This window comes from Ktedonobacter robiniae (genome assembly GCF_016587375.1).
GTDB classification, from domain to species: Bacteria; Chloroflexota; Ktedonobacteria; order Ktedonobacterales; family Ktedonobacteraceae; genus Ktedonobacter; species Ktedonobacter robiniae.
This window is the reverse complement of record NZ_BNJG01000001.1, coordinates 201340-222462: the sequence shown is the minus strand read 5'-3', so window position 1 is coordinate 222462 and position 21123 is coordinate 201340. Positions and strand designations below refer to the sequence as shown.

19 protein-coding genes and 1 pseudogene are annotated in these 21123 nt (G+C 54.0%); 10 read left to right on the top strand and 10 right to left on the bottom strand.

Annotated features, from left to right (window positions below):
* The first annotated feature begins 66 nt into the window (after positions 1-66).
* The 3 genes from JMJ04_RS00985 to JMJ04_RS00975 all read left to right on the top strand — a co-directional run bounded on the left by JMJ04_RS00985 (position 67) and on the right by JMJ04_RS00975 (position 3094).
* Entirely contained in the window at positions 67-969 is a 903-nt protein-coding gene (locus JMJ04_RS00985) for an aldo/keto reductase (protein WP_236037856.1), read from the top strand.
* Positions 970-1395: 426 nt separating this feature from the next.
* Positions 1396-1824 (top strand): nitroreductase family deazaflavin-dependent oxidoreductase, encoded by a 429-nt coding sequence (locus JMJ04_RS00980; protein ID WP_201368704.1) that lies wholly within the window; start codon positions 1396-1398, stop codon positions 1822-1824.
* A 436-nt stretch (positions 1825-2260) separates the two neighbouring features.
* Positions 2261-3094, top strand: a complete 834-nt coding sequence (locus JMJ04_RS00975) for an NAD-dependent epimerase/dehydratase family protein (RefSeq protein ID WP_201368703.1) — start codon at positions 2261-2263, stop codon at positions 3092-3094.
* 301 nt (positions 3095-3395) lie between these two features.
* On the opposite strand, the gene JMJ04_RS00970 is transcribed toward JMJ04_RS00975, so the two are convergent.
* Positions 3396-3977: a DinB family protein gene (locus tag JMJ04_RS00970; protein ID WP_201368702.1), complete on the bottom strand. Its 582-nt coding sequence runs from the start codon at positions 3975-3977 to the stop codon at positions 3396-3398.
* A 233-nt stretch (positions 3978-4210) separates the two neighbouring features.
* Between JMJ04_RS00970 and JMJ04_RS00965 the strand changes: the two genes are divergently transcribed.
* Positions 4211-4780, top strand: coding sequence for a DinB family protein (locus tag JMJ04_RS00965; protein WP_201368701.1), 570 nt, complete (start codon positions 4211-4213; stop codon positions 4778-4780).
* Between the two features lie 581 nt (positions 4781-5361).
* On the opposite strand, the gene JMJ04_RS00960 is transcribed toward JMJ04_RS00965, so the two are convergent.
* The gene (locus tag JMJ04_RS00960) at positions 5362-6723 is read right to left on the bottom strand and encodes an MFS transporter (RefSeq protein ID WP_236037854.1); all 1362 of its coding nucleotides are present in this window, start codon (positions 6721-6723) and stop codon (positions 5362-5364) included.
* Between the two features lie 793 nt (positions 6724-7516).
* On the opposite strand from JMJ04_RS00960, the gene JMJ04_RS00955 reads away from it, so the two are divergent.
* Positions 7517-8848, top strand: coding sequence for a hypothetical protein (locus JMJ04_RS00955; RefSeq protein ID WP_201368700.1), 1332 nt, complete (start codon positions 7517-7519; stop codon positions 8846-8848).
* Positions 8849-8965: 117 nt separating this feature from the next.
* On the opposite strand, the gene JMJ04_RS00950 is transcribed toward JMJ04_RS00955, so the two are convergent.
* The 3 genes from JMJ04_RS00950 to JMJ04_RS46325 all read right to left on the bottom strand — a co-directional run bounded on the left by JMJ04_RS00950 (position 8966) and on the right by JMJ04_RS46325 (position 11509).
* The gene (locus tag JMJ04_RS00950; protein ID WP_201368699.1) at positions 8966-10264 is read right to left on the bottom strand and encodes a phosphodiester glycosidase family protein; all 1299 of its coding nucleotides are present in this window, start codon (positions 10262-10264) and stop codon (positions 8966-8968) included.
* A gap of 159 nt (positions 10265-10423) precedes the next feature.
* Positions 10424-11086, bottom strand: a complete 663-nt coding sequence (locus JMJ04_RS46330; protein WP_236037852.1) for a sigma factor-like helix-turn-helix DNA-binding protein — start codon at positions 11084-11086, stop codon at positions 10424-10426.
* Positions 11087-11119: 33 nt separating this feature from the next.
* The gene (locus JMJ04_RS46325; RefSeq protein WP_236037850.1) at positions 11120-11509 is read right to left on the bottom strand and encodes a sigma-70 family RNA polymerase sigma factor; all 390 of its coding nucleotides are present in this window, start codon (positions 11507-11509) and stop codon (positions 11120-11122) included.
* Between the two features lie 698 nt (positions 11510-12207).
* Here JMJ04_RS46325 and JMJ04_RS00940 point away from each other — a divergent pair.
* Entirely contained in the window at positions 12208-13635 is a 1428-nt protein-coding gene (locus tag JMJ04_RS00940) for a DHA2 family efflux MFS transporter permease subunit (RefSeq protein WP_420799473.1), read from the top strand.
* 310 nt (positions 13636-13945) lie between these two features.
* On the opposite strand, the gene JMJ04_RS00935 is transcribed toward JMJ04_RS00940, so the two are convergent.
* The 3 genes from JMJ04_RS00935 to JMJ04_RS00925 all read right to left on the bottom strand — a co-directional run bounded on the left by JMJ04_RS00935 (position 13946) and on the right by JMJ04_RS00925 (position 15023).
* The gene (locus JMJ04_RS00935; protein ID WP_201368697.1) at positions 13946-14227 is read right to left on the bottom strand and encodes a hypothetical protein; all 282 of its coding nucleotides are present in this window, start codon (positions 14225-14227) and stop codon (positions 13946-13948) included.
* Between the two features lie 67 nt (positions 14228-14294).
* Positions 14295-14636, bottom strand: coding sequence for a hypothetical protein (locus JMJ04_RS00930; protein ID WP_201368696.1), 342 nt, complete (start codon positions 14634-14636; stop codon positions 14295-14297).
* Positions 14637-14735: 99 nt separating this feature from the next.
* Entirely contained in the window at positions 14736-15023 is a 288-nt protein-coding gene (locus tag JMJ04_RS00925; protein ID WP_201368695.1) for a hypothetical protein, read from the bottom strand.
* 35 nt (positions 15024-15058) lie between these two features.
* Here JMJ04_RS00925 and pdxR point away from each other — a divergent pair, with 35 nt between their 5' ends.
* The 4 genes and pseudogenes from pdxR to JMJ04_RS00905 all read left to right on the top strand — a co-directional run bounded on the left by pdxR (position 15059) and on the right by JMJ04_RS00905 (position 19534).
* Complete coding sequence (gene pdxR, locus JMJ04_RS00920) at positions 15059-16570, top strand: MocR-like pyridoxine biosynthesis transcription factor PdxR (protein WP_201368694.1); 1512 nt, start codon at positions 15059-15061, stop codon at positions 16568-16570.
* A gap of 355 nt (positions 16571-16925) precedes the next feature.
* Positions 16926-17723, top strand: coding sequence for a DUF899 family protein (locus JMJ04_RS00915; protein ID WP_201368693.1), 798 nt, complete (start codon positions 16926-16928; stop codon positions 17721-17723).
* A 785-nt stretch (positions 17724-18508) separates the two neighbouring features.
* Positions 18509-18880: a glyoxalase superfamily protein gene (locus JMJ04_RS00910; RefSeq protein WP_149402685.1), complete on the top strand. Its 372-nt coding sequence runs from the start codon at positions 18509-18511 to the stop codon at positions 18878-18880.
* Between the two features lie 57 nt (positions 18881-18937).
* Positions 18938-19534: pseudogene (locus JMJ04_RS00905) on the top strand (SDR family NAD(P)-dependent oxidoreductase).
* A 485-nt stretch (positions 19535-20019) separates the two neighbouring features.
* Here JMJ04_RS00905 and JMJ04_RS00900 read toward each other — a convergent pair.
* Both JMJ04_RS00900 and JMJ04_RS00895 read right to left on the bottom strand, forming a co-directional pair.
* Complete coding sequence (locus JMJ04_RS00900; protein ID WP_201368692.1) at positions 20020-20394, bottom strand: hypothetical protein; 375 nt, start codon at positions 20392-20394, stop codon at positions 20020-20022.
* Positions 20395-20448: 54 nt separating this feature from the next.
* Positions 20449-20898, bottom strand: a complete 450-nt coding sequence (locus JMJ04_RS00895) for a hypothetical protein (RefSeq protein ID WP_201368691.1) — start codon at positions 20896-20898, stop codon at positions 20449-20451.
* Between the last annotated feature and the right edge of the window lie 225 nt (positions 20899-21123).

Genomic DNA, 21123 nt, shown 5'->3' with positions numbered 1-21123 from the left:
AAGCCCCCGGCTTGAGCCGTGGGGAGTTGTCACGATGTAATTCTATTTCCAGAAAGGGAAAAGAATATGATGGAGAACAGAAACGAGCAAATCGAGGCAGCAAGCGGTGTCTTTGCGATTGGTGGTGATTTGCCGGTCTCTCGTCTCGGCTTTGGGGCAATGCGCCTCACTGGTGAGGGCATCTGGGGACCGCCAAAGGATAAGGATGCGGCAATCGCTGTCTTGAAGCGCGCATGGGACCTGGGGATCACCCTCATTGATACCGCCGAAGCATATGGACCCGATATCAGTGAGTCCTTGATTGCCGAAGCTCTCTACCCCTATCCAAAGGGCCTGGTTATTGCCACTAAGGGTGGTTTGCTACGTACTGGCCCTAACCAATTTCGACTGGATGGACGTCCACTGCGCCTGCGCCAGGATCTGGAAGGCAGCTTGCGACGTCTGCGCGTTGATCAGATCGACGTGTATCAATTGCATTATCCTGATCCGAGGGTCCCGTTTGAAGACTCTGTAGGCGAGATCGCTAAGATGAAAGCTGAGGGCAAGATCCGCCATGTCGGTCTCTCCAATGTGACCATTGATCAGCTTACGGCGGCGCAGAAGATTGTACCCATTGTAACGGTGCAAAACCACTACAATCTGGAGCAACCACAGGCTGTGGGAATAGATATCCAGCAAACCGCAGCATTGATCGATCTGTGCGCACGAGAGAACATCGGCTTTATTCCCTGGCATCCTCGGTCGGTCGGTGACTTGGCACGTCCAGGGAGTGTCCTGGATCAGATTTCCAGGCGCTACAACGCACAATCTAGCCAGATTGCCCTGGCATGGTTGCTGAAACGCTCACCAACGATCCTGCCCATCCCCGGCACTGCTTCGGTCAAGCACCTTGAAGAGAACGTCGAGGCTGCCAAGATCAGACTGAGCCAGGATGAGTTCGAGGCGATTCGCCGTGTTGCTCACGCGTAGGACGTTCCCTCTTGTGGTACTGTACTGGTAAATTGGGTAAAATTTGGTTCTGGCACGACTCACTGCTGGCGAATCCCTCCCTACCGCATCAGGAAGGCATCGTAAAAAGCGCGTCTGGATTTCAATCACACTGAAGGCCCTTGGATCTTCAGCATCATGTATCAGAGATCAACATATGCATCTTTTGCTGCCCATTTGCCTGGTTCATACGTCTTCGTTGATCTGATCTGGTCACAGTGTCTCTGTTGCTTGGCTATCTCATCACTCTCTTTAAGGTTCGCCAGCAGTATCACATTTGGTGATTCGATTCAGGGTTCTGAAAATGATCTCCGCAGTCCCTGGTCAGGGTCCCATGCCATGCTGAAATGAGCAGCCATGTGCTATAGTAAGCCTGAGTTTCGACTGGGAAGGAAGGTTTTTATTCTGATGGCTTTCTCTCACTTTGTGGTGACCCTGGTTGATCGCACGATGACCTGGGTCTATGAAAAGAGCGATGGGCGGCTGGGAAGTCGCTTGGGGAAAATGGGAATGTTAGTACTCCATACAACCGGGCGCAAAAGCGGCGAGAAGCGTAGTCACACCTTGCAGTATATGCCTGATGGAGCCAATTATGTGATCGTGGCCAGTAATAATGGTCAAGATCGTCATCCAGGCTGGTATCACAACGTACTCAGCAATCCTCACGTGCGCATCCAAATTGGACGCCGCCGGCAGGCCGCGCTGGCCACCGTGGCCGGACCGGAGGAGTACGCCCAGTTGTGGCCGCGGCTGATTGCCCAGAATCCCTCATGGGAAGCGTATGCCAGACGCACCACCCGCAAGATTCCTGTGGTGATCTTGCATCCGCTGGCCTGAAAGAGGAGAGCGTTGGGAACGTCGAATCACCAAATGTGTGCCAGACTCAAGTTTGGCACAATTTACCAGTACCACCATAATGTTCCTAAGAGTCTCATCCTCATAAGAGGGAGGTACCGGAGGAGAGATCCGTGGGCATCTATCCATACTGGCATCAGCGCCAGTTCGTCGAGCGAACCCCTTTGCCGGTTCCTAGTGCATGATCATGTGGCCTGTTTGGGAGATGGCACGACCCACTCTGGTGATTATCAGCGGTCTTGCCCGATACGCCGATCCACTGAGGCAAGGAGGCGGGTCGGTTCTTCCCAAAGGCGGACGACATTTGTTGCGTTGAGGGCATACGGAGCAACCGGCAACGTTACTCCTCTCCCCGAGGAAGGAACGCTTCTTTCCTTCCCATGCCTCTAGGCAGGGGTATCCAGAAGCGGGAGGTCTGATGAAAAAGATTGTTGTTACCGGCGGTAGTGGCAAGGCCGGGAGAGCCGTGATTCGCGAGCTCATAGATCATAATTATGAAGTACTCAATGTCGATCTGGTGCCACCTCGTGAAGAGATTTCACCATTCCTTAAAGTTGACCTGACAGATTTGGGGCAGACCATCGAGGTGCTTCAAGGAGCCTGTGGCGTCGTGCATCTCGGCGCAATCCCGGCACCTGGCAGGCAGACAGAGGGCACAACCTTTCGCAATAATACGCTCAGTACATACAATATTTTTAGCGCAGCTGTTTCATTAGGCCTGAAGCGCGTTGTATGGGCATCAAGTGAGACCACACTGGGCCTGCCTTTCGACCGTGAGAAACCCAGTTATGCTCCTATCGATGAACAGCATCCTCTCTATCCAGAGTCCAGCTATGCGCTCTCCAAAGTCATCAGTGAAGAGATGGCCCGGCAATTCAACCGCTGGAGTGGCATCCCTTTTGTAGGTTTGCGCTTCTCTAATATCATGGAGCCACACGACTACGCTCGCTTTCCATCGTTTTCAGAGGACGTACTGACGCGCAAATGGAATTTGTGGGGATACGTCGACGCCCGTGATGTCGCACAGAGTTGCCGCCTGGGTCTCGAAGCCGATATCACTGGCGCTGAAACCTTTATTATTGCCGCTGCGGATACTACACAGAATCAGACCAACAGCGAGTTAATGGCCGAAGTCTATCCCAGCGTGCCACTACGTGAGGGAGTCGGCGAGCATGAGACACTGCTCTCGATCGACAAAGCCCGCAAACTACTAGGCTACAATCCCAAATATTCCTGGCGCGAACAGGTGTAGTTATGCTTCTGTTACAGAGATCGTGGCGAGAAAGCACTGATCACTATCTCCACCATACTTCGGGTGTGCGTCATGTCTTTGCACAGCCATTCATCTATACCGGAGGCGCGCCTCCGGTATAGATGAATGGCTGTGCTTGCAAAAAATTGATATGTATCCCTATACTTCTCTCTGTTTGCTTTCTGTTCCTGACTCCTTCTGTTGAAATCATCAAACCATTCCTGTCTTCTCCGTTGGAAGATGTGTGTTTGGGATTGCGCGTGTCGTCCCGACGACCACGCCCACTCTCGCCTCGCGTGCCTCAGCTGCTAGGTGCATCCTTCGCTCGCGCGACCGAGTCGAGTGCCTCGTCCGGGATGCCGTGTTGTCCGAGAAAGAGGCTCAGTTGGGCCGCATGTTCCTGGACATGGCGCATGGTGTATAACAGGAGTTCTAAATAGCTCACCAGCTTTCCATCGGCCCAAGGGTAATCGACCTGTTGATGCGCTTTCTCGTCTGACAAATCAGCAATCGTTGTCTGGCACTTCTGGCGTATCTGCACCAGGTAGACGAGCAGTTCCTCCTTCGTATAGGGCTGTTCGGGCGACACGGCGGGGTTGCCCTCAGTCCAGATAAAGGGAGCGGGGGGAGCGAAGTCCTCCTCTCGGAAGCCCGAGAGATACAAGTCGAGCCAGAAGAGCGTATGATACACGATATACCAGAAATGAGCGAACTCCGGTGGGAGCCACGGCGGGAGGGAGTGGTCCGAGGGTGCGCTCCAGAGACGCTCTTTCCACAGCGAGGCAGGGCAGGCTACCAGGGCATTTTCAAGCATATCGATAGCCGCGCCGAACTGCCACCACAGAGCGGTACGCAACGTCGTCTCCATCGGTTGTTCAGCCATAACATGTGTTCCTTTCTGCTTCTTTTCTCGACATGCTACCACCAAAAGCGGTCAGTATCTACCCTCATATGTGCTCACCATCTCCTTGAGACCCCATTCTGGATGGAATAGGCTGCTTTGACAAAGTGTTTTGTAGAGAGATGAACAATCTCAGCTTGCTCAAAAAAACAGGCTAGGATAAGACCTAAGATTCTTTTATTTTCCAACAAATGTCATTTAAGGAGAAAACCCCTATGCTCGATTTCAGTGCAGTAAAAAGCGGCTCTCAGAGCTTTGCAGACGTGGCTGCTGGTCTGACAAAGGCTGATCTTTATCAACTTACCAATGAAATGATCGATGTAATGCAGGGGATCGTCATTGACGCAGTTGACGCGGACGTGGCATTCGTGCCGGTAGACCCCAACGCGAACGATACCTTTGGTAAACCCGAAGAGTCCACCCTGGCGTGGACTCTGGGCCACGTGGTGGTTCATGCCACCGCTTCGTCCGAAGAGGCAGCTGCGCTGGCTCTCGTACTGGCTCGTGGCCTGCCGGTTGAGGGCCGTTCGCGTTACGAGACGCCATGGGAGAGCGTGACAAGTATCGCCCAGGTGCACCAGCGTCTTGAGGAGAGCCGTCGGATGCGTCAAGCCATGCTCGATGCGTGGCCTGATGATCCTCACCTGGATATCACCTATTCACCTTTCCCGCAAGCTGGCGAACTCAACGCCGTTGGCCGCTTTATCCTGGGTCTGTACCACGATGCAGACCACCTTGATCAATTGCGTGAAATTATGCGCCAGGCGAGCGCGGCTCGGGCGTGACATTTTTGTATCTATGAGTCATCCCTAATTTTGAAACGTCATACGCTTTCAGCACACCACTCCGCATGATCATCAAACCGAGGGTAGTAAATAAGGCGAAATCTGCAACGATTTTAAGGTGAATGTGAGATAATCAGCGCGAATTGTAGGAATTCACCATATAGCCTCTGGAGAAACCACTCCAGAGGCGGGTTGTTTCGCACTGTTTTTGTAAATACAGGGAAGCCCTGCTTCACAAATGCGCGAGGAAACAGTCCAAAAAGGTCAATGGATCGGCCTGGTTGCAGGAACATTTTTCGCATTGACTGGTACCCGAAAGAGCAAAAAATCACTGTCTGTCCCACTACTCATTTACAAGAGACGTGTGTATGACAGCCCTTCTGGTGCGGATTGGCCTCTTGAGAGAAGGTCAATTCCTACAATTTGCGCTGATTCTCCCAGGTTCAACTTAAAATCGTTGCAGATTCGCATTATTTACTGGTAACGACATTTTCCCGTTTTACCCGCTAAGCCTGAGTTACTGGAATTTTCTTGATCCCTTTGATAGAGGGCCTGGGCCTGCTTGTGTTTTTTGGCGGGCTTCACCTCGGCGCTCGGAGCGTGCGCCGGGCGACTTGCTTGCCGGAACGCATCTCGACCGAACGGCGAACATAGAGAGCACGCACCGAAAGATGCGCTTCGAGCCAGAGCAGAAGCGGGCCGACGATAAGCATCGGTCCTATCAGCGCTATCCACGTGCGCGATGGGCCGGCGACGTTGAGCCACGCGAACATTGCCGGAGCGATGGCACCGGCGATTCCCCACGCAAGCTCAAAGAGAGCCATGTAACGCCCCAGCGTATGCGCGGGGCTGCTGGCTGCTGCCAGAGCCGCCGATATGGTGCCAGCGATCATACCTGCGAAGGTATAGATGGCGACCGTGCCAAATAGATAGGGGATGAGTAGAATGCTTGGTATCAGCGGGGCCAGCGCAAATAACATGCAGCCTGCGATCCATAGCAGGCAGGCAACGAGCAGAGAGCGTGTGCGACGAAAGGACTCCAGGAACCGCACCGTCACCGTCTGCGTGCAGATCACCAGCAGGCTGTTGAAGGCGAACAGTGCACCCACCGTCGCCGTTGAAAGCTTCAGGGTCTCCGTCGCGTAGATTGGCAGCCCAAGTGACATCATCAGGGAGCAGAGTGCGAAGACGACGTTGCACGCAACCAGCACAAGGAACGGACGATCCGCCAGGACGGCGCGATATCCAATCCGCTCGTCAGCGAGAGCACTCCCACGAAGCGAATCATCGGGCAGACCCTCAACCCGATCCCTGGGCAGGTCTTCAACCTGGTTGTTGGATTGATGGGCATCTCTACGCCAGCAGAGCGCAAGAGCCATCAGGAGGAAGCTACATACGTTCGCCAGGATGAGCGCCCGATAGCCATTGGAGCCGCCAAACGTCACAATGAGGCCCGCCAGCAGGCCGCCCACAATCAGCCCGATGTTCTGTGTTGCCCCTACAAATCCAAACCAGCGGTCTCGCTCATCGTGGCCCGCGACTTCGGCGATCAGCGTCGTGGCGGCCGCGTAGAAGATGCGATTGCCAGCAGTGACAAGAAATGCCATTGCAAATAGCAGGGGGATGGTGCGAACGAAGAGGTAGCCCAGGAAGCCTATCGCCTGAAGAAGCTGGCTTATCACAACGAACTGCCTGGCCCCAAAGCGGTCAACAAGGCTGCCGGTGATTGGGTTCATCGGCAAGGTCAGGATGGTGGCGACGGTGAGCGCGACCCCGATGGCCGGAAGGTCGAGTTGGACAATCTTCTGGAAGTACAGCAGCGAGAAGGGCTGGTAGAGTCCGGTGCCGAGCGCATCTATGAGAAATGCAAGAACAAGGGCCTCGCGCCCTCGTATCCTGGGGATTCCTGATAGTTGTAAGAGTCTTGAGAGTTGTGGTAGCATAACACCTCCGGTACGTCTTTCGTGAGCTTTCGTGAAGCACGCGGGACAGAGCCAGGGGTGCCTTACCCTTTATTTATCTTTAAACCCATTCTACCTCGATTGAGGCAGCCTGTCAAAGGTCTTACCATAGATCTACGCCTCTGATGGGAAAGGAAGGCCACTCATCAACACTTAGAAGGGAAACAAAGGGCTCCGTCAGGTCTACCAATCCTTTCGTTAAGGAAGGCCCATGATACGTGTAAAACTAGTGATAGGTTTTTTACACGTATCATGGGCCTTCCTCAGGTTTGGCGCAAGAAGTGCCTTTTGCCAGCATGATGTGAGTTGAGGGAGCGCTACCCCAACCTGTATGGTTCATGAATTGTCCTTGTAGACCATCCTAGACATCAGCCTCCCATTGTATTGGACAGTAGGGGAAAGAACATTCTTGTCTCACCTGGACTATTCGTGGCCTGAAGCGGCTCAATACGAAAGAGGCTCGTCGTGTCTTGTCTCTTGAGAAACTTTCGACGCTCCTGCCTCTGCTTTTCGTGACCAACATATGCTACACATGAATATCACATGGTTCATAGAGCAAGCGCTTGGCTGCTTTCCCACGCGGCTCGCGAGCGCACACAGCGAGAATGCTGCGCATCGACTCAAAATGACTCTGTGAAGGATATCGTGGCTCTTATGCATCCAAGCGATCGTAACGTTTTTCAGACGATGCCATGCTATACTCAAAGCAGTTACCGTCTATGTTCGGCTGGATAGAGCGATTGCTAGCCATAGCCGTGTTCAACAGGAGATGATTATGACGGCTACACTCGATAGCTCTGTGCGCAAGGTATTAGATACCCCCCATCGTCCAGGCACAGTTCGGTTCATGACGATTGGCTTTCTCATCTATACACTGCTCATCCTGGCTGGCCATCTCATTGGATTCCCGCTGGGCTACGCCTACTTGCACACAGTTTGCCTCGATGGGTGTGCGCTCACCCCCGGCAATATGCGCGCCCTGGAGCAGTTGGGCCTCTCCATCCCGTCCTATGCTACTCTCTATACAGTGATCCAGGTGCTCTATATCCTGGTCAGTGTAGGGATCGCGCTGCTCATCGTCTTCAAGAAGCCTGGCCAATGGGTCCCATTGGGCATGAGCGCTTTTCTCGTCGGTTTATCGGCCTATGAGGGAGCCGACTATCCAGCCCTTGCTGCTGCTTATCCTGTCCTGTATACACCCACGCAATTCTTGATCGGTCTGGGAATGGGCCTGCTCGGCATGTATGCGCTCGTCACCTTTCCCAATGGCCGATTTGGCTCTCGTTGGGTGCTCGGGTTTTATCTGATCAACTGCCTGGTCGTCGTGCTCTCTGCCTTCCTCACAAATCCGGTTTTTGCCTTGATCAACACGGTGTTCACCATGCTCAGCTTTCCTCTTCTGGTGGGAATCCTGATCTATCGCTCCCGTCGCCTCTTGACCGCCCGTGAGCAAGCTGCTACCAAGTGGATTATTGCGAGTTTGAGCTTCTTCATCCTCTTCCTTCTCCTGTTTTTTTTCCTTGTCCCTGCTTTCGCCCCAGCTGACGCGCCCGCCTTGCTCATTATCAATATCGCGGGGTTCTTTGGCTGTGGCATCAATATTGCGGGGTTCCTGATGGCTGTCTTGTACGCCAATGCCTTCGACATCGATGTCTTTGTCAGGCGTACGCTGGTCTATACGCTGCTCACCGCCACTCTGGCTGCGGTGTATGTGGGCCTGATCCTCGGCTCACAGTTTGCGTTCGCGTCCTTCAGCCCGCAGGCAGCGCAGTCTCCACTCATTCTGGTCGGCTCGACTCTCATCATTTTCATCCTCTTCCAACCGCTGCGCCATGGCATTCAACGGAACATCGACCGGCGCTTCTATCGCAGCAGATATGATGCTGCCAGGACGGTAGAAGCCTTTAGTGCGAATCTGCGCCAAGAGGTGAACCTGGATCAGCTCTGCGAGCAGTTGCTGGCCGTGGTGCAAGAGGCTATACAGCCAACCTCGCTCTCTTTATGGATCTGCCCATCGGAGCAGCTGAAAGCCGAAGGCGCGACCAGGGAAGAATATCTTTCACCTCGAGAAGAGCAGTCAGGTACAGACCACTCCCACTCGAAGTGACAACGTGATTTTGCAACGTGGCTAAAGAAACTGTCTTGGAAAGAAGAGCTGACAGATAGAGATAGAAAAGCTCAAGCTTCCCGTTCCGCATCTGGTGCTGCTTCCCATTTGCCATTGTTACATGTGTAGAAGTGACAGGGATTTATCTGGGGAAGTGTCAACGGTAGCGGAGTGTTGATGTCTGGCCTGCTGCTCTGTTTTATAGATCAGCAGACTATTGGCGACCAGGCGCTCATGACCGTCCGAAGGCGTATTGATGACTGATACCCTGTCCTGTCCCGGCAGGCGCGCGACCATCTCGGCAGAACCACCACCATCAAAGAGGAGGGCCTGGTAGGCTCCATGCTCTAGCAGGTAGCCTGCCATCTGTGAACGTGTCAGGCCGTGGCTGTGGTCTGCTCCCGCCTCGCGCCCATCGAAGACAACGAAGAAGGCGTGCCTGCCATCTCGCGAGATGCCCACAGCGGTCAACGGATTGACGGCGGCGCTATCTCCAAGCTCGCTGACATTGGGGATCTGCCCATCTTTGACCAATTGTGGACCCCCACCCAAGGCGTATCGCAGATCGCTATTGGGCATAAGCTGCTGGGTGATGTTCAGTGTCTCTCCCTGGTGGATATTGGCCTGGAGCCACCGGCCCGACTCACCGCCACCTACCAGGGCCTGCTGATCGCCCGTAAGCTTGTTCAGCGTTGTCATATTCGTTTGGAGCGAGGTAACAGTGTATCGAGAGCCATCAACCGGCTTGAGGAGCGCTACTGTGTATCCGCTCACACTCATAGCGCCGAGGCGGGAGGTTACCAGCAGCATGCCGCCATCTCTGGGGACTGCGTAGCGGTTGACTGCGTTCAGGGGGTGGTCGGCGCTGCCAGCGCTGACGGTCCCACTGAACTGTTCGTGATCGATGATCATATTCCCATCGCTATTGATGCCAAAGACGGCGAAATCGTTGGCATTGCGTGATGGCGGGGTTGGACTCTGCCAGAGTTCGCCATCGATCATCACCATATTGATCGGAGCGCCCGTCGTGTTGATCTCGAAGAAGTCGCCATTGATGCCAGCTATCGCCTGCGAGCGGCTCGCCATCGAGCCAACCGTCTCGCCCCGACTCAACAGTTGATCCTGGGCCTGCATGACCCCCAGGCGTAGATAAGGATCGGAGAGATCGACGTTCAACAGACTGGCATGCTGAGACCCGTCAGCCGTACTCAGGGTCTCCGTCGAGATCTGTAATCCCCTGGCCAGAGCCTGGTCAAGCGTTTGCTTTTCATTTAGCACCAGGGGCCAGTTGGGAGGCGTGTCAGAACGCCATGGACGTGCCACTTTGGCGTATGTCAAAGCCGATTGTCCGGCAAGCAGCATTAGAAGCGCCGCACATAGAAAAAGCTGCGCAGCCACATGCTTGTGTATCAACATATGCTCATTTTCCTTGTAATAAATAATACGCTCTTTATTTAATTTTACAGTGATTGATAAATAATAATGCAATATATGCTATATGCACGAATACTAATAATCTTCATGTGTCAACTTGAGAGACCTGGAGGTTGGGGGAAGGGCTGCGAGCGCGGGAGATCAACTTTCTTGAGGAAGTTGAAGAGGGAATCCGAAAGCAGTCACGAGCGCTGGGCTACGAAAGATCGTCACCTCGGCGATCTGCTTCTTCAGTCGCGAACCATCGAGGGTGACGACTCGGATCCCGAAAGCTTGGTAGAGACTCTTCGCTTCGTCAGCTCGATACAAGACAAATGCTGGCTGTGTATTGGCATGCGTCGCTACCATCCGCCACCGGTTCTGCACTCCAAATCTCGCAAGAAGAAAGACGCGAATCGCTTCTCGCCCCTGATACCACGAAGGGATCGGTGGCATACTCAATATGGCGTCTTCTTTCAGGAGCGCCACGAGTCCGGCGACGTCATCTGTCTCCCATGCCTGCAGATAGCGAGAGAGCAGCGCGTTCGTCTCCGTATCAGCCTGATGAACCCGCACCTGCTCTCGTTTACCGGGATGATAGTTTTTCGCAAGGGTCACCCGGGCGCGGTGCAAGGCACTGTTGATGGCTGACACCGAGAGCTCTAGCAAGTGCGCAATCTCGACAGCACGCCAGTCCAGCACATCCGAGAGGATCAAGATGGCCCGCTGGCGGGGTGGGAGCAACTGAAGGGCGGTGAGGAAGGCCAGCGAGACGCTCTCGGATCTGGTATAGCGTGCTTCTGGGTTCTCCGCCTGCTCCTCCACCGATGCCAGCCAACTGTCAGGGAAGGGCTCAAGCTAGAGCGTCTCGGCACTCCTGGGCGCAACTGGAGTCAACGGGTCGGAGGCAGGAGAGGCTGCGGTTGGCAGCGTGCGCCGCGAGCGTTTCTTGAGGGCATCGAGGCTAGCGTTGGTCGCAATTGTGTAGAGCCAGGTGCGTAGCGAGGCAGAGCCCTTGAAGGTGTCAAAGTGCCGCCAGGCACTCAGCATGGTTTCCTGCACCGCATCCTCGGCATCGTGCAGGGACCCCAGGAGACGGTAACAGTGCAGGTGCAGTTCCCGGCGATAGGGTTCAATCAGGGAGCTGATGTCAGATGGGCTCTGAGTCACCAGACCCGTGACCAGGGCTTCATCCACGCGGTTTGCCTTGCCAGAGAGGCTCTCTCTCTTCCTCTGTTCAGATGTCACACTGCTTCCCTCATCTCTGTCTTGATCCTTCCCTGATCATAAGCGTGATCAGTCAGGGGCGTGTCTGGAACACCACATGCCTGTTCTCGATTCTATCATACATGGATGCTTCCATAGTATGTTTGCAGGATTGCGCCTGCATGTCTTCTCGTAGAAGTCGGCTTCGGCTTTTACGTCACGGACTGATCGACCGACGAAGGCGGGATGTTTGAGGGCAAAGTTCTTTAGCATGGCCCTCCTCTGATCAGCCCGACCTGATTGCTTGGATGATGCAGACGCAGGATAAGTGTCAGATCACCCAACCTTGTCGTGTCGCCTCCGCCTGGATGTCTACTTATGAGACTGGAGTGAAGAGCAAAACTGTGCGGCCTCACCGAGGAGTTTTCTGCATCTGATGATTTCAGTACTCACCCATTGTATCGAAGATCGACCGGTGCGCCTCTCTCTGCTCTCTCCCAGTGTGAGCAAAGCCGCAATTCTCCCCAATCATGCCGCACAGTTTTGCTCTTCCTCACAGTCTCACCAGTGTCTATCTCGATTGAGAAGCAAGTCATCGCTGCGCGTGCTGCGATGGCGGTACCAACCTTCCTTTGGTCTGGCGCGAGCCTTTGACCTTCTCTGATGATGGCCTTGTCTTAATTACTCCTGTGTTCGACATCTAAGGGGAGTCTTTGTATGAAGTTGAAAAGAGGAAATTGATGAAAGAAAAAAGCAAAAAAGCGGCGAGCATCTGGGCTCTGGCGCTCACATCGGTGGCATCATTTATGATCTCGCTCGACGTACAGGTCGTCTCGACTGCGCTTTCCACGATCCGTCTGCAATTGGGGGCCTCCATCGAGGAGCTGGAGTGGATGGTGAACGCTTACATCCTGACGTTCGCGGTACTCCTGTTGACGGGCACGGCCCTGGGCGACCGCTTTGGGCGTCGGTGCCTGTTCGTTGCAGGCCTCTTGCTGTTCGTGGCAGCCTCGGCAGCCTGTGCGCTCGCACCCACCATCGGCGCCCTGATCACCGCGCGCGCGGTTCAGGGGTGTGGCGCGGCGCTGATGCTGCCGCTGGCCCTGACGCTGCTCTCGGCGGCGTTCGAGCCTGCGCAGCGAGGGCGAGCCCTGGGGATCTTCGGGAGCGTGACCGGGCTGGCCCTCATTGCTGGCCCAGTAGTGGGGGGCGCCATCGCCGGAGGTCTTGCCTGGCAGTGGATTTTCTGGCTCAATGTTCCCATCGGCCTGCTGGTCATTGTCCTCGTGTCTCTTCGCGTCCCGGAGAGCAGGGGCCCACGCACAGTACTCGACCTCGGTGGCTTGCTGCTGGTGAGCGGCGCGGCCCTGGGGTTGGCGTGGGGGCTGGTGCGTGGAAACCGGGCGGGCTGGGGGAGCTTTGAGGTCGTCGCAACGCTCTTGGCCGGGACAGGGCTTGTGGTGACCTTAGTGGCCTGGGAGCTACGCGTCCACGTGCCGATGGTGCCGATGCGCTTTTTCCGTTCACGCGCCTTCTCCTCGGGCAACGCGGCGAACTTCTTGCTCTTCGCGTCAATGAACGGTGCCGTGTTCTTTATGGCGCAGTTCTTGCAGACCGCGCAGGGCTACGGGCCCCTTGCTTCCGGGCTGCGCCTGCTCCCCTGGACGGCCACCCTGTTCGTGGCCGCCCCGATCGCAGGAGCCCTGGTCAACCGGGTGGGTGAGCGTGTACTTATTGTCGTTGGGCTGCTTGCAGAAGCAGCCGGAATGATCTGGATCGCACTGATCGCCATGCCCGACCTTCCCTACCCTGAACTCGTTGCGCCGCTGATCATTGCTGGCTGTGGTGCCTCGATGGCAATCCCTGCGACCCAAAACGCGGTCATCAACTCGGTCGCAGTTCACGAGATTGGCAAGGCGTCCGGCACGTTCAGCATGCTGCGCCAGCTCAGCGGGGTGTTCGGGGTCGCAATCCTGGCTGCGGTGTTTGCCGGGGTCGGAAACTTCAGCTCCGCCCAGGCGTTCAGCAACGGCTTCGCCTCGGCTATCAGCGTCGCCTCTGCTCTCGCTCTCATGGGGGCCATCTCTGGCTTGGTGCTGCCTGGCAGGCGTGACAAGGCCTTTGTGCAAACCACCGAGCAAGCGTCTGAAACCAGGGAGCATGGATGAAGGCCCCTGAAGCGGGTAATGAGCGCTATCGACGTGCCGTGTATACGCTGATGCAATGGAATGAGACGCACCGTCCGTTAGAGCAGAGCGCTGGTATATTACGACCCTCGCTATCCAGAAATTGGTGGGTGGTCGCAAAGAAGCTATCAATGCCTCTCTCGAAACGCATGAGGATGAGATCAAGGCTCATCATGAGAGTTTGGAGATCAAGCCTTCCTTCAACAGGAAGCCCGAACCAATAACGGAGATGATCCACATTGCTGAGGAGCCGACAGCTTTCCCCTGGGGGCAAGCCGAATCCGTTGGGGAGTCATGACATGGTCGGCAAAGAGAGAGAATGGCTCTCGATAGGCGCCTTCGCGTCAAGGCGTTGTTTTCGCTTGTTGTCGTTCACGTCTTTCTCCATTGTTTCCTTTCCCCAGTAGAATTGAGCCTCTCCTAGATCAATCAATCCCAATTGCTCGACGATTTCTTGCACTTCTTGCATGGTCGTCATCTGTTTTCTCTCCTTTCCCCAGTAGAATTGAGCCTCTCCTAGAGCAATCAATCCCAATTGCCCAACGATTGCCTGCACGTGTTTTTTTGTGTTCATGGTTCCTCCCGTTTTATCTCATATTGCTGTATGCATCTGTTATTGTCCGTTTTTGCATTTTTTCTTCTCAGCGATGGTCTTCTTGAGCCCCATGGTTGTGGGTCCAGAGGTCCCGCTGTATGGCTCGTTCTCTTGTTTTATCAGGAGTCTCCTTTTGGTTCCTCCTTTTCATCTTGATGGTTATGTGCCGCTTTGGTTCGTACGCGTGGTTTCTTTGCCTGCGTTCTTCGTACTGCCGGCGTAAATCGAGCCCGACAAGCGATTGGATCACCTCTTCATAGGTGTGCTGGGTTCCGGGAATACATGCATAGACCCCATATTCCAGCTGCGCTTGTTGCAAACGCTGCACTTCTTGACGATCGCTTTCAACAGATCCAAAGGTGTGATAACGGCAGGGGAGAGGTTCCATATCTTTGATCTTCCTCTGTCTTCTTTAACGGCCCATCTCTTTCATGATGGAAATCTGCCATGCTACGAACGACGCTGAGTACTTTTTTTCTTCGGTTTTCTAGACCACGCCGGACTCCTCGTCGGGGACAGTCCAAGCCAGCTTGGACTGTCCAGCCATCTTGTGCTTCTCCTTCGCACGGCTGTCCCAGTGTTGCTGTACCTGGCGATAGAAGGCGACTGGATCGTTTGTAGGCGGCCTGTCAAATGCCCTATTCAGGACGAAGAGAAGCGCCGCTTGTGTATTTTTTAGATGAGTTTTCTCAAAGAAGATCAGTCGTAGCCTGTAGCTTGTGAGAGAAGCATAGTCTAGAAAGAGAGCCCTTTCAAGGGTCATTTTTACAAACATGATGGAGCCATTTCGTAGAGATTTCCTTTTCACCCATGTCGAAAAGACAACACACACTTCAAAATACAGCAGACATCACACTCAATCGCGCATTAACGATGCCATTGCACCGCCAGTTGTACGACCGACTACGTCATGCTATCCTCAGTGGTCAATTACAGCCAGGTCAACGCCTCCCATCAACACGGGTTCTCGCGAGTGAGTTAGGTATTTCTCGTAATACAGCAAGTAATGCCTATGAACAACTCTGTGCGGAAGGATATCTTGAGAGGAAGGTTGGCCAGGGGACCAGGGTGGCATGTGACCTTCCTGAGACCTTTTTCATTCCAAGCGCAGCTCCCCAGGGGAAAACATCTCCTGACGAGAGCACACACGTTCCCTTCTCCTTATCTCTCCTGGGAGAGGATTTGACGCGCCAGGCACCTGTCCGCTCTCCGCTGACCTATCCTCGACCCAATGCTCCACGCGCTTTTCGCGAGGGCGTCCCGGAGCTACGCGCATTTCCCTTTCAGCAGTGGAGCCAGATTGCTGCCCACTGCGCACGATCGACGCTCAGAAGCGTGGCCGATTATCAAGAGGTTGTAGGTTACTATCCATTGCGCGAAGCAATCGCCTCTCATGTGAGCATCACACGAGGCGTGCATTGCCTGGCAGAGCAAGTTCTTCTTGTGCCAGGCGCGCAATCAGCGTTAGATATGGCAGCTCGCCTCCTCCTCAATCCAGGGGAGCTTGCCTGGATTGAAGATCCAGGATATCCAGGAGCGCAACAAGCCCTACGTAATGCTGGTGCACAACTGGCTCCTATCCCTGTGACGTCGGAAGGGATGAATGTCGAAGTCGGACAAAAGCGCTACCCACAAGCTCGCCTGGCCTACGTCACTCCATCGCATCAATTTCCTTCGAGTGTCACCATGCATCTGTCGCAACGATTTGCCCTCCTCCAATGGGCGAACCAGACCAATGCCTGGATTCTCGAAGATGACTATGACAGTGATTACCGCTTCAGTGGTCGACCGCTCGATGCCTTACAGGGACTCGATACCGCTCAGCGCGTCATCTACATTGGAACATTCAGCAAAGTTCTTTTTCCGGCATTACGCATAGGGTATCTGATCGTGCCGCTTCAGCTTATATCACCTTTTGCCAATCTGTGCAGTTGTACGCACACCCATGTGCCTATTCTTGAGCAGCTGATCCTGGAAGCGTTTATCGCCAAAAGGTATTTTCTGCATCACATCCGGCATATGCGAGAGATCTATGCAGCCAGAAGAGCCATACTCATCGAATTGCTTCAGCGGGAACTTGGAGACCTGGTGGAAGTACAGCCGCCGCAGGCAGGCTTGCATCTTCTGTGCTGGTTACCACCAGAAATGGATGAACAGCGGATGTCACAACGGGCAGGAGCACGTGGACTCGAAGTAGTGCCTCTTTCCAAGTTGGCGCTGGGTTTACCTCAACGAGGCGGTCTCGTTCTCGGCTATGGGGCAGTGAATGAGCAGGAGATTCAGGCTGGCGTTCATCAACTGGCACATGTGCTTCACTCATAAAATGGGCCCGATGTTGTCGCTAAGATGGTGAGGTAGCCAATTGGCAGAAAATGCTAAAGTGGTAGAGAGAGAAGACGGGCCCATCGACCTCCTGGGGAAAGGAGCAGAAAAAAGTATGCTGAGAGAGCATGCTTTTTTCTGGTGAAAAAGAGGCGAGGGAGCGTGTTGATCAGCTTAAGGCGAGTAGACCGCACACTTGCTAGGCTTTCGGTAGCGGAACGAGGATTTGAGCAAGATGGGAGAAGTTTTTTTCTTTCTCTGCCAGTAGAATAGATGTACTTGCGAATTGCAAGGAGATCTATTCTCCCCATCAGTCATCATGAATGCAAGAGGGAGATGAAAGAAGGAAACACCTATGAATACATCTGATCAGCACAATTTCATCACAGGCAGTGACACCTCTGCGCTGCCTGTGGTGGTCGACCGGGCCATCTGGCAGGCGGAACTGGACACGCTGCTGGTTCGGGAAAAGGCGCACACCCGCCAAGGGGATGAGATCGCGGCGGCTCGAAGGCTTCTGCCGATGGTGGAGGTGGACCCCACCATCACGCTGATCGGTCCGCACGGACCGGTCACGTTGCTGGAGGTCTTCGAGGGCCGTCGACAGCTGATCACCTACTTTCACATGTGGCACACCGGTCAACCCTCCGGGGCCCAGTGTGAGGGCTGCACCTTCTTCAATGGCCATGTTCGCGAGCTGTCCTACCTTCATTCTCGCGACGTCACTTATACCACGTTCTGCCAAGGTCCGTACGAGGAGAGCGTTCGTTATCGCGACTTCATGGGGTGGGACGTCCCGTGGTACTCGGCGCAAGACTCCGCCGACGCCCTGCTCGCCGGGCGCTGGTTCGGCATGCTGGTGTGCTACCTGCGGCGCGGCGACCACGTGTTCGAAACCTACTGGACCAGCGGCCGCGGCGTGGAGGCGATGGCCCCCAGCTACGGGCTGTTGGATATGACCGTGTATGGACGGCAGGAAACCTGGGAAGACTCGCCCACTGGCTGGCCGCAACGGTGGGAAAACGCCGGCGAACAGTTCCGCACGGACGGACGTCCCACTGCCCAATGGTCCCGGCTGGCGGCTGGACGCTCCGACGACCTGGGCACCAAGGCCACCGCCACCGCCCCACACGACTGCCAAAACCAGCCGTGAGCTTTTTGATCAGCATCGACGCGGCGGTGGCGTGCAGCGCGGCGGCCACCTCACGGTGATCGTGCTCGGTGTCGATGTCGTGCCGGGAGTCGACACCGCAGGAGCGCTGCCGGCTGGTGCGGATGGTGGCTAGTGCAGGTTCAAGTGATCATCTGTGCGAGATGGTCAATCTGTTGACAGCCAAAGGAGCCACAAATATGGTTTATCCTCTGCGATAAAGAGCCTCCTTGCCTCAGGAAAGAAATTGACCATTCCTTCTACCACTTGACAAATTTTTCTCCATATAATTGATAAGGAATTGATAAGGATATCTATCTCGCCCCAAACCTGATGGCACTATTTATAATCTGGATGTAAGTTTGAGCAGATAGCGGGTTCCATCGTTGCTCACCACGCAATACACAAACGCGTTGAAATCGAGTCGCTGGGGAAGAAGAGCGAATGTGACGGCGGTCACCATACTCTTCCTGTAGGATGGCTCGAAGGCATTCCTCTGGAATATGCAGTTGCTCACGCATAGTTTAAGTATCCTTCTTGTTTTTGTGATTGGATGACTACGTATGTAACTAAGGGAACCCGCGGAGCCTGTGGACCTCTCTCTCTTTGAACACCTTTTCTGTCGGGGTGAGAGAACCTGTGGATGGGTCTAGAGTACCATTATCTCAGGTAATGCGTAAGAAGATTGTGGAACTCGGGAAAATGAGGATCGTTTTTGCCCTCCTTTCAGCGTATACTGAGAACAGAAGAAACGGTTAAGCACGAATGAAGAGGAGAAAACTATGACTATGCAAATGAAACTCGAATTGGCTATCGTACCCGTCACAGACGTTGATCGCGCAAAGGCTTTTTATACCGAGAAGATCGGCTTTCACGCAGACCATGACCACCAGGTCAACGAGAATCTGCGTTTTGTTCAATTGACCCCTCCTGGTTCGGCCTGCTCTATCGCATTCGGCGTGGGTATTACCAAAATGCAGCCTGGATCACTCGAAGGTGGCCTCCTGGTGGTCGAGGATGTGAGAGCTGTCCGAGAAGAACTGGTGAAACGGGGCGTGGATATCAGTGAGATTGATGTGCAGCCTTGGGGAGATTTCGCCCACTTTAGCGATCCTGATGGCAATCGCTGGTCATTTCAGCAACTTCCCAGACGTGCCTAGCCGCCATGCAGACCTTCGTTCAGTGATGTCGAGTGGGTTCCCTGGCAATGAAGATCGATGAGGAACATTGGAGGAACGGCTGCATACGTCCGAGCAGATCTCATCACCAAGGCAGAATCCGACCGTCTTGCCAGGAAGGCAAGTGAAGTGTTCGGTCCTATCGATATTCTGGTGAACAATGCGGGAACCGGAATCGTTGGCCCAATCGTACAAACGGACGAGGCCGCCTTCGATACAGTTGCTGCAACGAATCTGAAATGTCCGTTTTATCTCACAGCAGCCCTGGCTCCTCTTACGGTTGAACGAAAGTTAGGAAAAGTTGTCAATATTACGACTATGTTTGCTCATATTGGGCAATCTGGATTTGCTACCTATGGGGCAACGAAGGCGGCACTCACACTGCTTACCAAGTCCTGAGCGGCGGAGTTTGGTCCCAGCGGTGTCAATGTCAATGCTATTTCGCCTGGTCCAACCCGTACTCCCGGTACCGAATTCCTGGGAGAGGCTCTGGATCAGCTTGCCCAACAAGCACCAGCAAGGAGAGTGGCGAGTCCCTCTGAGATTGCGGACGCTGCCGTCTATTTGGCCAGCAATGAGGCAAACTTTGTGCATGGGATGACGCTCCACGTTGATGGAGGGCGCATAGCTATCTAACGCGAAGTACGTAGGAAAAAGCGTGAAGAGCGAGCATGTTTTCGGGCCAGGAGTGGTTGCCTAAGCGACCCCGTCGCTTAGGCAACCGGGAGAGCATAGCTCAAATGTGGCGATTCAGGTATTAAAATATGTATGACTCGACGATGCAGCGGGAGGCGATGAGGCTACCTGACGATGCCCCGGGGAGCTAGAAGGCATTTTGCTGTCACTTTTGCTGTCAACGATGCGTTTCGCCAAAAAGGGAAACGCCCTCAGGAACGTCTAGAATGGGCCTGAGAGCGTCGTCCTCATACGAGGGAGGTGCCGGTGGAGAGATTCTAGTCAGTTTATTTGTGACTATTGGTGGTTGTCCTCCCAGTGCTTAAAATCTCGATATCTTGTTTGTTGGTATTTGTGGTTTCTTGTGTAAGTTGGTGGGTGTGGCTGTACTAAACGCTGTACTGGCTATAACAGTGTAGATGCTTATAAAGCTTATGGCTTGCCATTCATTTCGGTCGCAACCAGCCAGAGTCATACACGCGACCATTTTTGGCAGTGATAACAGCCCTCGTATGTAGCACAGAGCCGGTGCTATCCCGAGGGTCGGGATTGACGTGCAAAACAATCGAGAGAACATCATTTTGATGGAAGCCGTGTTTTTGAAGCATCCTTTGGACCGTTCCTTTGAGCGAAGCAAGAGACAATCGGAGCGGCTGTACCTCCGCAGCCTTCGGGGGATACGGATCCTGGACAAGCAATTCAATGGCTGTTGTTTCTTCCCCAACTGCTCGAAGAGCTTGAGCCAAATGTGGATAGAGAAAGCTCAAACCACTTGCAGAATGATGCGCGATATTATGAGCGACTCCTGCCAGTTCTGCCATTTTTGTCATTGCTCTTCTGACCTCTCACGAAGATACAGCTTTTAGGCCTGCTCTTCACAATCCGTACCCAGTAAATGCTCCATCTTCCTTGTACAGTTGCTCGATCTCTTGGCTCGAAAATACCCTCCCTTTCTTCTCGTCGCTATCAACGATGCATGGCCAACGCTGACAGCAGGTATAGGCAAAGCGGACAGCCAGCCGCTGACTGCCTGGCTCTCTGCCAAGATGGATATAGATCCAGGTTTGAAACTCACCACCAAGCAACACTTTGGCCTGGTCGAGTAACACGATTTCGTCCTCATCGAGAGGGTTACCTTCATTATCAAAGACCCCATCATAACAGGGAATACGAAACACCCATACATAAGCTTCGCCTTCAATGAGACCTCCGAAGTACCCTGCTGGCGAGTCTGGTGTCAGCATTCCACCGGCCTGAAGGATAACTTCAGCCAGCTCTTCTTCTGTGATGTCGTGGCTACTGTAGAGTCCTACTCCAGCACTCATAGTTTGAAAGACCCCTTCAGCTCCTATTCTAGAAATATGTGATGCTCTATTATATCTTTTTGTTCGGGGAGAGTTGAACTCCTTTTGATGAGTTTTTGGCGTGGCTTCCATGGGTCATCTATGGGCTTCTTGAGCCAGTTTATAGGATTATTGTTGTCTATTCTTGTCTAACTTTTATGATGTGTGTTGAGCGGTTTTGCTCTCACTTTTGCTCTCACTTGTTTG